General features: G+C 63.7%; 12 protein-coding genes and 1 tRNA gene. 7 read left to right on the top strand and 6 right to left on the bottom strand.

Features of this window, described 5'->3' with window-relative positions; genetic code table 11:
• Positions 1-18: 18 nt before the first annotated feature.
• Genes YUO_RS0127625 through YUO_RS0127635 form a run of 3 tightly spaced genes read right to left on the bottom strand, consistent with a single transcriptional unit; the run spans position 19 to position 2,983 of the window.
• Positions 19-1,518, bottom strand: a complete 1,500-nt coding sequence (locus YUO_RS0127625) for a tripartite tricarboxylate transporter permease (RefSeq protein ID WP_028350179.1) — start codon at positions 1,516-1,518, stop codon at positions 19-21.
• A complete protein-coding gene (locus YUO_RS0127630) occupies positions 1,518-2,018 on the bottom strand; it encodes a tripartite tricarboxylate transporter TctB family protein (protein WP_028350180.1) in 501 nt (166 codons plus the stop codon). Before YUO_RS0127630 ends, YUO_RS0127625 begins: the two co-directional genes overlap by 1 nt.
• Positions 2,015-2,983: a Bug family tripartite tricarboxylate transporter substrate binding protein gene (locus YUO_RS0127635; RefSeq protein ID WP_028350181.1), complete on the bottom strand. Its 969-nt coding sequence runs from the start codon at positions 2,981-2,983 to the stop codon at positions 2,015-2,017. Before YUO_RS0127635 ends, YUO_RS0127630 begins: the two co-directional genes overlap by 4 nt.
• Before the next feature lie 326 nt (positions 2,984-3,309).
• On the opposite strand from YUO_RS0127635, the gene YUO_RS0127640 reads away from it, so the two are divergent.
• On the top strand, positions 3,310-4,029 hold the full coding sequence (locus YUO_RS0127640; protein ID WP_198028105.1) for a glutathione S-transferase family protein: 720 nt from the start codon (positions 3,310-3,312) through the stop codon (positions 4,027-4,029).
• Positions 4,030-4,187: 158 nt separating this feature from the next.
• Here YUO_RS0127640 and YUO_RS0127650 read toward each other — a convergent pair whose 3' ends face one another.
• Positions 4,188-7,226 (bottom strand): PAS domain-containing sensor histidine kinase, encoded by a 3,039-nt coding sequence (locus YUO_RS0127650; RefSeq protein ID WP_028350183.1) that lies wholly within the window; start codon positions 7,224-7,226, stop codon positions 4,188-4,190.
• A gap of 302 nt (positions 7,227-7,528) precedes the next feature.
• On the opposite strand from YUO_RS0127650, the gene YUO_RS0127655 reads away from it, so the two are divergent.
• From YUO_RS0127655 to YUO_RS0127680, 6 genes are all read left to right on the top strand, one after another.
• Positions 7,529-7,912 (top strand): phasin family protein, encoded by a 384-nt coding sequence (locus tag YUO_RS0127655; protein ID WP_028350184.1) that lies wholly within the window; start codon positions 7,529-7,531, stop codon positions 7,910-7,912.
• Between the two features lie 267 nt (positions 7,913-8,179).
• A complete protein-coding gene (locus YUO_RS0127660) occupies positions 8,180-8,614 on the top strand; it encodes a phasin (protein WP_028350185.1) in 435 nt (144 codons plus the stop codon).
• Positions 8,615-8,834: 220 nt separating this feature from the next.
• Positions 8,835-8,911, top strand: a tRNA-His gene (locus YUO_RS0127665).
• A gap of 129 nt (positions 8,912-9,040) precedes the next feature.
• On the top strand, positions 9,041-9,397 hold the full coding sequence (locus YUO_RS0127670) for a hypothetical protein (protein WP_028350186.1): 357 nt from the start codon (positions 9,041-9,043) through the stop codon (positions 9,395-9,397).
• 100 nt (positions 9,398-9,497) lie between these two features.
• Entirely contained in the window at positions 9,498-9,827 is a 330-nt protein-coding gene (locus YUO_RS0127675) for a hypothetical protein (RefSeq protein ID WP_028350187.1), read from the top strand.
• 176 nt (positions 9,828-10,003) lie between these two features.
• Positions 10,004-10,684, top strand: coding sequence for a ParA family protein (locus tag YUO_RS0127680; protein WP_028350188.1), 681 nt, complete (start codon positions 10,004-10,006; stop codon positions 10,682-10,684).
• Between the two features lie 67 nt (positions 10,685-10,751).
• Here the strand turns inward: YUO_RS0127680 and YUO_RS48535 are convergent, their stop codons facing one another.
• Together YUO_RS48535 and dapA are read right to left on the bottom strand one after the other, a co-directional pair.
• Positions 10,752-10,886, bottom strand: coding sequence for a hypothetical protein (locus YUO_RS48535; protein ID WP_283806430.1), 135 nt, complete (start codon positions 10,884-10,886; stop codon positions 10,752-10,754).
• Between the two features lie 555 nt (positions 10,887-11,441).
• Entirely contained in the window at positions 11,442-12,374 is a 933-nt protein-coding gene (dapA, locus tag YUO_RS0127700) for a 4-hydroxy-tetrahydrodipicolinate synthase (RefSeq protein WP_051379677.1), read from the bottom strand.
• Between the last annotated feature and the right edge of the window lie 157 nt (positions 12,375-12,531).

Below are 12,531 nucleotides of genomic sequence, written 5' to 3' on the forward strand. Positions count from 1 at the left end.
TCCTTGCTATGGCGGTGACTAATCCTCGCTCGCCTTGAACCGGCCGAGCCCCTTCAGCACGAACGGCGCCACTAGCGCAGTCAGCGCAATCCCGAGCAGCGTCGCCGACATCGGACTCTGCAGCAGCACGATGGGATCGCCGAGGCTGATCGCGAGCGCGCGGCGCAACTGGCTTTCGGCGATTGGACCCAGGATGAGACCGACGACGACAGGTGCGATCGGGAAGTCGAACCGGCGCATCAGAAAGCCCAACACGCCGAACGCGGCCAGCATCGACAGCTCGACGACCGATGGTTTCGCCGCGATGGTGCCCATGGTCGCGAACACGAGAATGCCGGCGTACAGCCACGGCTGCGGGATCGCGAGCAGTCGCACCCATAGCCCGACCAGCGGCAGGTTGAGAACCAGCAGCATGACGTTGGCGATGAACAGGCTCGCAATCAGGCCCCACACCAGATCGGGCCGCTCGGCGAACAGCAGCGGTCCCGGGTTCAACCCGTATTGCTGAAAGCCCGCCAGCATCATCGCAGCCGTCGCCGAGGTCGGCAGTCCGAGCGTCAAGAGCGGCACCAGGGTGCCGGCGGCGGAGGCGTTGTTGGCGGCTTCCGGCCCGGCGACGCCTTCGATCGCGCCCTTGCCGAATTCCTCCGGGTGTTTCGACAGTCGTTTCTCGGTCGAGTAGGACAGGAATGTCGGAATTTCCGCGCCACCGGCGGGAAGTGCGCCGATCGGAAAGCCGAACATCGTCCCGCGCAGCCACGGCTTCCACGATCGCATCCAGTCCTGCCTTGTCATCCACAGCGAGCCGCGCACCGGCTCGATCTTTTCCTCGGCGTGATGGCGGCGCGATGCGACGTGAAGCGCTTCGCCGACGGCGAACAGGCCGACGGCCAGCGTCGTCACCTCGACGCCGTCGAGCAGTTCGGGCATGCCGAATGCGAGCCGAGCCTGGCCGGTGAGCTTGTCGATGCCGATCAGCCCGAGCGTCAGCCCGATGAACAGGCTGGTCAGCCCGCGGATCGGCGAATCGCCGAAGGTCGCAGACACCGTCACGAAGGCCACGCACATCAGCGCGAAATAATCTTCAGGCCCGAAGCGCACGGCAAAATCCACCAGCCACGGTGCGAGAAAAGCCAGGCCGATGGTGGCAATGGTGCCCGCGACGAACGAGCCGATCGCCGATGTCGCCAGTGCCGGACCGCCGCGGCCGGCCTTGGCCATCTTGTTGCCCTCGAGCGCGGTCGCCATCGACGCGCTCTCGCCGGGCGTGTTGATGAGGATGGCGGTGGTCGATCCGCCATACATGCCGCCGTAATAGATTCCGGCGAACATGATCAGCGAGCCGCCGGGATCGAGCTTGTAGGTGACCGGCAACAGCAACGCGACGGTGAGTGCCGGACCTATACCGGGCAGCACGCCCACGGCAGTGCCGAGGAACACGCCGATCAGCGCATAGAGCAGGTTCATCGGCTGGACGGCGACGGCCATGCCATGCGCAAGCGCAGCGAAGGTTTCCATTACAGCAGTCTTTCCAGAGGGCCGGCAGGCAGGCTCAACGTCAGCAGCCGATCGAAGGCGAGATAGATCAGCGTGGTCATCACGAGCGCGATGGCGAGGTCGGCGAGGATGGCGCGGCGCCCGAACGCCGCCGAGGTGGTGACGAACAGCGCGGATGTCGCCAGGATGAAGCCGCCGCCGAGCCCGATGATGGCGATCAGCAGCGCAAGTCCGCCGAGGATCAGCAGCACGGGCTTGGGATCGGCGCTCTCGCGCGGCGGCAGGTTGCCGCGCAGCGTGTCGATCAGGTTGGCGATCGCGAGAATGCCGAGGCCGATGGCGATGACGACCGGCATCGCCTCGGGCCCCATGCCATACATCGAAGTGGATGACAGACGGCTTGCGTCCCATACCAGCACCGCAGCCAGCACCGCGAGCGCCGCGGCAATGACCAGACCGGCGGGATCGATGCGCCGCGAGGCCGGCCGCTGCGGAAGATCGCCGGAAGCGCTGTCCGTCATGATTTGACGAGGCCGACCGATTTCAGCACGTCGGTGACGCGCGTCGTTTCCTTCTTCAGGAAGTCGGCGAACGCATCGCCGGAAAGATAGGCGTCATCCCAACCCTTCTGCTTGAGAATGTCCTTCCAGGCATCCGACTGGACCATCTTCTCGACCGCTTCGCTCAATGTCTTGCGCTGTTCCGGCGTGATGCCGGGAGGCGCAACCACCGAGCGCCAATTGGCGAGCACGAGGTCGATCCCTTGTTCCTTGAAGGTCGGAATATCGATGCCGGCGATACGCTTCTCCGAGGTCACACCGAGCGCGCGCAATTTGCCGGATTTGATCTGGCCTTCGTATTCGCTCAGGCCCGAAATGCCTGCCGTGACCTTGCCGCCGAGAATGGCCGCCAGTGACTCGCCGCCGCCGGAGAACGGAATGTAGTTGATCTTCTTGGCGTCGGCGCCGATCGTTCCCGCAAACAACGCTGCCATCACATGATCAACGCCGCCGGCCGAGCCGCCGGCAAAGGTTACCTTGGCGATATCGGCCTTCACGGCCGCGGCAAGATCCTGCGCTGTCTTGAGCGGCGAATTCGCCGGCACCACGATCACCTGGATCTCCTCGGTGAGGCGGGCAATCGGCGTCACCTGTTCGAGCGTCACCGGCGACTTGTTCATGGCGAGCGCGCCGACCATGACGAAGCCGTTCACCATCATCTGGTTGCCGTCGCCCTTGGCGCCGTTGACGAACTGCGCGATGCCGACGCTGCCGCCGGCGCCTGCCACGTTGGTGACCTGGACGCTGCGGGCGATCTTGGCGGCGACCAAAGCCTGCTGCATCGCGCGCGCGGTCTGATCCCAGCCGCCGCCGGGCGCTGCGGGCGCCATGATCTTGAGCTCGAGCTGCTGCGAGAGGGCAGGCGCTGTGGCTGCAAGCGTCAACGCGACGACCGCGCCGAACAGGCGCGTATGAAACGGCATCATGGGATTTCCTCCAGGCTCACGCGGAGCCGTTATTGTTGGTCGATTGTGTCAATTCGTCGCATATCAGCCGGAAAACCCGCCGCTGTCCAGAAGGACCTTTGTGTTGGCGGACCGGATCTCAAAGATTTCGCCAGGGCTTTGCAGCGCGTGCTTTTTTGGCCTTCGGCACTTGCCTGGCCGAAAGTGAAACGCCAATTGCTCGGCACACGTCCGAACAGGCGCCGTGCTGTGTGTCGGCTTGGCTATGGCGCCTGAATAAGACGCGATGACGAAGGCGGCCACGGCCTCGGGGTCGAACGCGCCGCTGATGATTGAGGGGGAGGTCGATGCACGAGAATGCTCAATCCGGTCGAGAAGCCGATCGGAGCAGCGGCCGCAAGATGCGGCTGTTCTCCGCGGCCCTGAGCATGTTCGGCGCAAAGGTTCAGATCGCTGCACACGAGAAGGACATCGATTTCGAACTGGTCATGGTCCCCTTCACCCAGAAGGAGGGTTATGCGCCGAAGCATCCGGAAGTCCTGCGCATCAATCCGAAGCGCCAGGTCCCGGTGCTGATCGATGGCGATCTCGAGATTTTCGATTCCACCCAGATCTTCGAGTATCTTGAAGACATCAAGCCGAGCCCTGCGCTGTGGCCCGCTGCTCCTGCCGCGCGAGCCTTCGCTCGCCGGCTGGAGCATGAATCGGACGAGGTCTATTTCCCGCATATCATCAAATTGATGCCGCTCTGGAATAGGCCAGGCGATCCCGCCGGGACGCCCGCGCGCGAGGCCGCCGCTGCCTATTATCGAACCATGGAGCGTGTCCTTGGCAACCGCGAGTTTCTCGCCGGCGAATATTCCTTTGCCGATATCGCGTTCTATATGGCGCAGCTCTTCGGTGCCCGCATGGGTGCCGACATGACCGGCGAAACGCCGAGACTTTTGCAATGGCGGCAGCGCATGACGATGAGACCGGCCGTCATCAAGGTCGTTCGACCGATGGCCGACTATTTGCGCCGCGATGGTCGCAGCGTTCCAGCGTTTCTCTCGCCAATAGCGACGTAATCGACGCTTGCGGGGTGCGGACGCCTGTAACCCCTCATGGTGAGGAGCGCGAAGCGCGTCTCGAACCATGAGGCCCCGTCTGTGACCTACATCCTTCGAGACGCCCGCTTCTCGCGGGCTCCTCAGGATGAGGGGTTGAGCAGCTATGAGCAGTAAGATTAAGCCTGCACCACCGCGGGCGGAAACACGATCTCGATCAGCGTGCCGGAGCGGCCGCCGGTCTTGATCTGGAATTTGGCGCGGTTGGCTTCGACGAGCGCCTTGGTCAGCGACAGGCTGAGGGCCGCACTCTCGGACTGATCCGACGGCGCCCGCGTGCGGAACGGCTCGAGGGCGGCGGCAACCTCGTTGTCGTTGAGCCCGTTGCCGGTGTCGCGGACCCGCAGCATCACCTCGCCGAAATCGGACAGCGCGGTCGAGACGATGACCTGGCCGCCGGCATTGGCGAGATGGATCGAATTGCCGATTAGGTTCAGCGTGATCTGGCGCAATGCCTGCGCGTCTGCGACCACAGGCGGCAGCGTGTGCGCGAGCGAAGTGCGGATGATGATGCGCTCGCGATTTGCCTGCGGCTGCATCACCGCCACGCAGCTCTCGACCAGCTCGTTGAGATTCTGGTTGGTGAAGGCGAGATCGAGCTTGCCGGTTTCGATCCGAGAGAGATCGAGCAGGTCGTTGACGATGGCGATCACGTGTTCGCCGGCGGCGCGGATGTCTTTCATGTATTCGCGGTAACGCTCGTTACCGAGTGCGCCGAAGCGCTCCCCGATCATCACTTCGGCAAAGCCGATGATGGCGTTTAGCGGCATTCGCACCTCGTGGCTGATCCGGGCCAGCACGTCGGCCTTGGCATTGGCGGCGCGTTCCGCCAGCCGCCGCGCCTCGCGCAACTCGCTCTCGGTCTTCTTGGCCTGCGAGAGATCGCGGAACACCGCGAAGAAATTCGGGCCGTCTGGGCGGGTACGGCCGATGGTCATTGACAGCGGAATAATGCCGCCCTTGCTTTCGCGGCCGAGCACCTCGCGGCCGTGATCGAGCAGGCTTTCGAGGCCGGAGTCCTTGATACCGGCGAGATATTCGAACACGCCGTGCTGGCTTTCCGGCGCAAAGAGATCGGCGAGATTGCGTTGGACCAGTTCGTCGCCGTCATAGCCGAACAGCGCCTCGGCGCTGCGGTTGGCTGCATGGATGTTGCCCTCGGCATCGAACATCAGCAGGCCTTCGGCTGTGGTGTCCAGGATCGCGGCGAGTTCTTCGGCATTGGCATGGCCGACATCGGACGGTTCGGGGATGTCCAGCTCCGCTACCGGCTCGGCTTGCGAGATGGCGGCCGCGATCGCCGCGCCCTCGTGGCGCGTGGTCGAGAAGATCAGGGCCAGTGCCGAATCGCCGTCCCATGAAATCGTGTGGAGGCGGGCCTCGGCCGCCGATGACGGCGCATCTGCATCCGCAGACCCGCTTGCGGAAATCGTCACCGGCCTGCCGGTGTCCGATGTCGAGGACGCATTCGACGTGCCGGGTTCGACATAGAGCGCGTCGAGGCCGCCGGCATCTTCCAGCGCATGCAGACTGGCATAGCCCATCTGCGTCAAGAAAGCGGGGTTGGCATATAGCAGGCGGTCGAGCCGGTAGATCAGGATGCCGACGGGTAAGAGATCGAGCAGCGCCTTGTCGCGCGCGGCTTCGCCATGCGCGGGCGGTTCGGGCGAGGCCAGCCATTCGGGCGGCTCGCCGGCTGGTTCGCGCGCGAACGATGCGACGGTTGGTTCAAAGATCGTTTCACCGGTGACGTTCGGCACCGCCTCGTTACCATTCTCGGTGTCGAGCCGCGCCGACAATTGCCGCGCGAGTTCGTCGAAGGCGCTGTTCTCGACCGGCGTCAGCGATAGTGACTTCGCCTCGCCGGGGACGCGGAATGGCACCACGTTGGGAGCGCCTGTGGGCAATTCCGTCACGGTGTCCTTGAAGGCTTCGTTGACGCTTTCCCTGACGCTTTCCTCGACGCTTTCCTCGATGGTTTCCTTGGGAGGTTCCACGGGCGTTTCCAAATCGTTTTGATGTGAAGTCTCGGCAGCAATCGGTTCGGGCAAATCGTCGACCAAAGGCGGTGCAACGCCCGTCGGGCTGGGAAATTCCGGGGCGGGCGGTTCTTGCGGCATTGCCATCTCGCCGGACAATTCCGCCAGGCGCAGGGCGGCGAGCAGGGCGAGCGCGTCGAAATCGCGGCAGACGCCAAAGCCGCGATAGCCGATGAAATTCCGCTGCCCGTCGAAGATCGGCAAACCGGACAGTTCGACCGGCAGGGTGCCGCCGCCATCGACCGGCCAGTTCAGCACGATGCCGCTCCAGGTCGCGCATGTGGCGAACGCCTTCATCACCCGCCCGTCGGGATCGAGCGCAAAGTTCTCGGCGATCTCGCGCCATGGCCGGCCGAAGCCGGCCGTGGTGCGCGGGCCGATCAGGCTGGTGAATTCGTCGGTGCCGAGCGTGAAGCGGCCTTCCCGATCCATCTGCCAGGTGAAGCGCAACGGCAGGCGGCGGGTCGGCTGCCTGGCGAATGCTTCGAGCGCCGGGAATGGCGTGCGTGGAGCGGGCTCAGTCGCGGCCGGCTCCTCCGCGGCGGCCGGCTCGGCAAAGGCATCGAACAATGCAAACTCGGCGGGCGCTTCGCCCGATTGCGCCGGCTGTTCGTAATCGGGAGCCGGCTGCGGCGCGGCTTGCTCCATGACGGGCGCGCTCGGCTGCGGGGCGGGTGTTGACGCTGTGGCCTCGGGCTGCATCTCGATCTCGGGCGGCTCATGCGCCCGCGCCGGCCGCGGCGAGATCAGCGCGATGTCGCCGGCGGCGATCAGGACACCATGGCTGCCATTGGGAAAGTCGAACCGCGAACAGCCGCAGGTCGCAAGCATGCCGGGCGCCGCGCCAAACCCCTGTAACCGCTCCAGGCGGATGGCGCCGTTGGCAAGCAGCCGTCCTGTAAGCCGCGCGATCTGCCGCCGGTGCCGGTCGGCCGGTCCGAAGGTCTTCTCAGTAAGGGCTGCGGCGCTCGCGGCGCCGAACAGGCGGGCACCGGGGGGATTGGCCCACACGATCTGCCTGCCGTCGGCCGTCCACAGCCATGCGGGCAGGCGGCTCGCCGCATAGGCCGCCAATCGCGGATCGCTCTGCGCCCGCCACTGAAATTCCGCATCCTTCATCGCAACTACATGACCGTCCGGCGTCACGATCGGCACCAAAATGCCGATAACGTTAAGGGATCGTTACTATCGCAAGCCGGCGGCGGTAGGTCCACGACCCGGCGGGCCCGCAGCGATTTAAGCGGCGGATAACCTTAACCCGGCTGAACCCTTTGGCCGCCGGCCACGTTGGGTGGGCTGCAAGCGGCCGTCAGGGGCCACCATCAGGAACCTCCCGGGCGTCGCATCCGTTCCGGCCGCGGCCCTTATGACCCCTTGGCGGAATCCGGACGCAATCCCTGCCCCGTGCAAAGGAGCGCACCATGAGCGACGACGTGCGAGACCGTTTCGAGATACCCAAGGAAGTGCGATCGATGGCGGAAGCGAGCCTGGAGCAGGCCCGCAAGACGTTTGAGAAATTCGTCGCCGCCGCGCAGACCACCGCCGATACCATCGAGGAGCGCAATGCCACGGTGCGCGAGGGCGCCAAGGATATCAGGCAGAAGGCTGTCGCCTATGCCGAGAAGAACGTTCAGGGCTCGCTCGATTACGCTCAGTCGCTCCTGAAGGCCAAGGATCTGGCCGAGGTAACGCGGCTGCACAACGAATGTGTGCAGGGGCAAATGCGTGTGCTGGCGGAGCAGGCCAGCGAAATGAGCCAGATCGTCGGCAAGGCCGCCATGGATGCGGCGAAGCCGAAAGCCTGAGCGGCCCGCAGCAGGCAGTATTGCAACCGCGAAATGGACCGGCTGGAAAGCGCATCCGGTGCGGGTTCCCCATGCGGCGTCGCACCAGAAATTGCAGTGCGTTGCACAAATTTGACACGATATGGGTGCTTATTGGGCGAGCCCGTGGATGGGCAAACTTCCGTGAGTGCGTGTGTGTACGTGATCCCTTTTGGCGTTCCTTCCGGTCATCCGCCCGGCACCCCGCCAGGGGAACATCGATTAACCCCATTGTGAAGGATGCAACCCGTGACCAGCTCCACCGATCCCTTCTCCGCCTCCATCATTCCCTTCGAAGTTCCCGAGCAGATGCGCGCACTTGCTGAAAAGGGCGTTTCGCAGGCCCGCGACAACTACGCCAAGTTCAAGGATGCAGCCGAGACCCACAATGGCACCATCGAGGCCGTGTTCACCACCGCCAGCAAGGGCGCCAGCGAGTACAACGCCAAGCTGATCGAGTTCTTCAAGGCCAACACCTCGTCCTCGCTCGATTTCGCGCAGGAGCTGCTCGGCGCGAAGACGCCGGCGGCGGCGCTCGAGCTGTGGACTGCGCACGCCAAGAAGCAGTACGAGGCCTTCACCGCGCAGGCCAAGGAGCTTGCCGAGCTCGGCCAGAAGGTTGCGACCGAGACCGTCGAGCCGATCAAGGCCTCCGCCTCGAAGTACTACAAGCCCGCCGCCTGATCGGGCCCGCATCGCCAACGAAAAGCCCGGGCGAAGCGGCCCGGGCTTTTTGCTGTCCTAAGAGACTTTTTTCCGGGCTCCGGGCGCGACCGCAAATGAACGCAACACGCGTCCAAAACGACTATATAATCGGACGCTTCCCGGCCTTGCCAAAGGCCGGCGTTGCACCTAGTTTCCGGCCAATTCGCGCCCCCCTCTTTGGGGCTTCCGCGTGAGGGATGCAGTTGTAGCTCAGTTGGTTAGAGCGCCTGTCTGTGGAACAGGAGGTCGGTGGTTCGAGCCCACCCAACTGTACCAGCTTTCACTTCCCTGAATTGCCGCTCGCCTGCCGCGACACTTGTGCTGTGGCGCGTTGTCCAGCCGTGCTTGCCAAGCCCCAACCGTTCACCCACTATTCCGTAAATCATTGCGGCTTTGGGGGAATTCATGGCGATCTTTCGGATCGAAAATTTTCAGCTCGGATTGTTGCTTGCCGCCGCACTCGCGGTTTCGATCTCGCCCGCCGTCAGTCAGACCTACACACCCGAACAGGAGCAGGCCTGCACCGGCGACGCGTTCCGGCTCTGCAGTCCGGATATCCCTGACATCAGCCGTGTCACCGCCTGCATGGTGCGCAACAAGTCGCAGCTCTCGCCGGCTTGCCGGGCGCACTTCCGTCCCGAGCCCGATGAAATCACGGCCCGGCCGGTGGGCCGGCCGACTATCATCCGGCCGGCAGCGCCGCGCAAGGCCGTGAGCGCCAAGCCGCGCAAAACCAAAAAGCCGGCGAAACCTGCGACTTGACGCGGATTACGCCATTTTAAGGTTTCCTCGCGCGGCAGACTGACGCCTTGTTTGCGGCGTCTGCAATGAACATCTCCCATGGGAACGAGGAGAGGGTTCATTGATAGATCACAGTAGAGAACTCGACCGGCATTTTGCCTGGTTCGAGAGGAAGTTGCCGCCGGGGCCGGCGAAGTTCGTAGGTTGGGTGCGCAAGCCGTCGTCGATCTACGTCCGAGTACCGCTCGCCATATTGCTGGTCGTCGGCGGCTTTCTCAGCTTCCTGCCGGTGCTTGGGCTCTGGATGCTGCCGCTCGGACTCCTTTTGTTCGCGCAGGACATCCCGCCGCTGCAGAAGCCGCTGTCGCTGGGGCTTGGATGGATCGAACGCAAATGGCTCGAACGTCAGCGCGCAAAACTCGAGCGAGAGCGCGCAAAAGGCGCGCAGTGAGCCAGGCAGGATGGGCTTTCGATTCCTTCTCAAGGTCACCGGGGTTGCACGGTGTGACTCAAAAACCAGCCTTATTGGCAATTAAGTGGCTTCATCGCGGCGGGCGATAAATTTTTCTTTCACGAATCACCGCGCTGATTCATTTTCGGCTTCTGGGGTCAACTGGAGGCCAAGGTATGAACGTAATTGTTTTTGCATCACGTAAAGGGGGCTCGGGAAAAAGTACCCTGGCTGCTCACCTCGCTGCCCATGTTCATAAGGCAACGAAGCCCATCCTGCTTGTCGATGCCGATCCGCAGGGCTCACTTACGCTCTGGCACAAATTGCGCGGCACCAACGAGCCGCCGATCAAGCCCGCGGTGAATTCCGTCAGCGGCATCGTCGCTGCCGCCAAGCGCGACGGCATCGAATGGGTGTTCATCGACACGCCGCCGAATTTGTCGGCCGTCGTCGACGATGCGATCCGTAACGCCACCATGGTGATCATTCCGGCGCGGCCCGGCGTGTTCGACGTCAACGCGGTGCAGGAAACCATTCAGACCTGCCGTTCGGCGCGCAAGCCCTACGCGGTCGTGATCAACGGTGCGCCTGCCGAACGCGACGGCGCCGAGAGCCGCATCGTAAGCCTCGCGCGCGAAGCGCTGGCGAAATTCCGCGCGCCGGTGTGGAGCGGCCAGATCACCAACCGCGCCGATCTGATCATGGCGCTGAGCCAGGGCGAAGGCGCCCGCGAATATTACGCGGAAGGCCGGGCGGCTGCGGAGATCAGCAGGCTGTGGGGCGCGATCGAACGTTCGATCAAGGCGATCCGCGGAACGGCGTCGGCATCGGGCGCCATGCACAAGCAGGCGGCGTAACAACGCCGCTTTGTTTTTTGGACTGCCAAAGACGCGCGGTGTTCCGCGCGTTTTTCTTTTTGTGTTCTTACGCCACCATCAGGACGTAGAACACAACGACCGGCGACAGCGTCAGGATCACCGACCAGATGCCGACAGCCCACAGAATGTCCTCGGTTGAAAAACCCTGTTGTCCAGGAATGCTCTTGTTCTCGAAATGCACGACGCGCCCCCGCGTTTTTCTGTTGTATGGGGATGTTGATACGCGAACGGTTTTAAAAACCCGCTTGCGATTTCGCTTGCATTTGACCGCACCTGCTACCGCCGATTAACCACCGCTATGCCTGGTTAACATTCCCTGACCGCACGGCGTCAAAGTCGATCGAAGCCTCGCCCGTAACATTAGAATTTTAAGCGTATGGATCTCCCGCTCAGAAAAACGACGGGGGAAAGCGATGAGCACGCACGACAAGAAATTTCCGATTGCCGAGTACGCCAAGAGCATGCACGACGTTCTTCTGGTGTCGTCATTCGCCGCCTAGGCGATGCTGCTCGGCTTCGCGCCCGTGATGGCCTATCGCCTGCTGGTCAGCTAGGGCAGCGCCATAGCTGCTCAAACCTTCATCCTGAGGAGCAGGCGCAGCCTGCGTCTCGAAGGATGTGGCCACAGTGCCGGCCTCATGGTTCGAGACGCGCTTCGCGCTCCTCACCATGAGGGGCTTATAGCGCAATCGGCTTCTCCCTCTCGCCATCGGGCGAGAGGGAGCCAATCGCATGTTTAAGCTCGCCGCAAAAGCTGCGGCCTGCGCCGCTCGATCTCCTCGTCGAGCAACGCCGCCAACTCGGCGCTTATCTCCACCATCGGCAGGCGAACCTCGGCGCTGTCGATCAGTCCGCTGCGCGCCAGCCAGTATTTTGCAGGCGCCGGGCTCGGCTCGGCAAACAACAGCCGGGTCAGCCGGGAGAGCTCCTTCCAGCACGCCCGCGCGCCGTCGCGGTCGCCCTGCGCGAGCAGCGTCCGCAGCGATGCGAAGGCCGCGGTCTCCAGATGCGCCGACAACAGGATCGCGCCATCGGCGCCGTCGGCGAGCGCGTCGTGATACTCGGCGTCTTCGCCGGTCAGCACGCGAAAGCCTGCTGGCCGTCTCGCCAGAAGGTCAATCGACTGCGCGCGGTCGGCGCCGCAATCCTTCATGCCGACGATGTTCGGATGTTCCGCGAGTTGCAGCAACGTCTCATTGGTGAGGCTGACGGCTGTCCGGTAGGGAATGTTGTAGAGCACGATCGGCCATGAGGCGTGATCGGCGAGGGCAGCGAAGTGCTGCACGAGGCCGCGCTGCGTCGGCCGGATATAATAGGGGCTCGCGATCAGATAGCCGTCGATCGGCCAGGTCGCCGTCTCATCCAGCGCATCGAGCATCTTCGCGGTGGAGGCGCCGGACAGGCCGAGCAGGATCGGAAAGTGGCGCTGGCTGGCGGAGAGCTCGCTCTGCGTCAGCGTCACCAGGCGCTCGAGTTCGTCTGCGCGGAGCGACATGCCTTCGCCCGACGTCGCCGCGAGAATGAAGCCGTCGACGGGGCCAGTCGCATAATGTCGGACGAGCCGGCGCAGCGATGCCTCGTCGAGTTCGCCGTCGCGAAACGGCGTGATCAGCGGCAGCCACAGGCCTTGCAGCCGGCTTGCCAGGTCGTTGGTCGAAGGGGCAGTCATCGTTCCATCTCCTTGGGGGTAAGCGCCGGAGACGGGACCAACAAAAAACCCCGTCCAGACGGCGGGGTTCGGGATCGTGGGTTCGCGACAGACTAGCGCGCGCGTCGATCTCGGGTCCCCGGATGGGGACCTTTTTTCGACGACAGTGCTGCGCACG

Source organism: Bradyrhizobium murdochi, from assembly GCF_000472965.1.
Classification (GTDB): Bacteria; Pseudomonadota; Alphaproteobacteria; order Rhizobiales; family Xanthobacteraceae; genus Bradyrhizobium; species Bradyrhizobium murdochi.

Coding starts and splice junctions, on each gene's coding strand:
- YUO_RS0127625 (WP_028350179.1), bottom strand. CDS start 1,518: ATGGAAACCTTCGCTGCGCTTGCGCATGGCATGGCCGTCGCCGTCCAG.
- YUO_RS0127630 (WP_028350180.1), bottom strand. CDS start 2,018: ATGACGGACAGCGCTTCCGGCGATCTTCCGCAGCGGCCGGCCTCGCGG.
- YUO_RS0127635 (WP_028350181.1), bottom strand. CDS start 2,983: ATGATGCCGTTTCATACGCGCCTGTTCGGCGCGGTCGTCGCGTTGACG.
- YUO_RS0127640 (WP_198028105.1), top strand. CDS start 3,310: ATGCACGAGAATGCTCAATCCGGTCGAGAAGCCGATCGGAGCAGCGGC.
- YUO_RS0127650 (WP_028350183.1), bottom strand. CDS start 7,226: ATGAAGGATGCGGAATTTCAGTGGCGGGCGCAGAGCGATCCGCGATTG.
- YUO_RS0127655 (WP_028350184.1), top strand. CDS start 7,529: ATGAGCGACGACGTGCGAGACCGTTTCGAGATACCCAAGGAAGTGCGA.
- YUO_RS0127670 (WP_028350186.1), top strand. CDS start 9,041: ATGGCGATCTTTCGGATCGAAAATTTTCAGCTCGGATTGTTGCTTGCC.
- YUO_RS0127680 (WP_028350188.1), top strand. CDS start 10,004: ATGAACGTAATTGTTTTTGCATCACGTAAAGGGGGCTCGGGAAAAAGT.
- dapA (WP_051379677.1), bottom strand. CDS start 12,374: ATGACTGCCCCTTCGACCAACGACCTGGCAAGCCGGCTGCAAGGCCTG.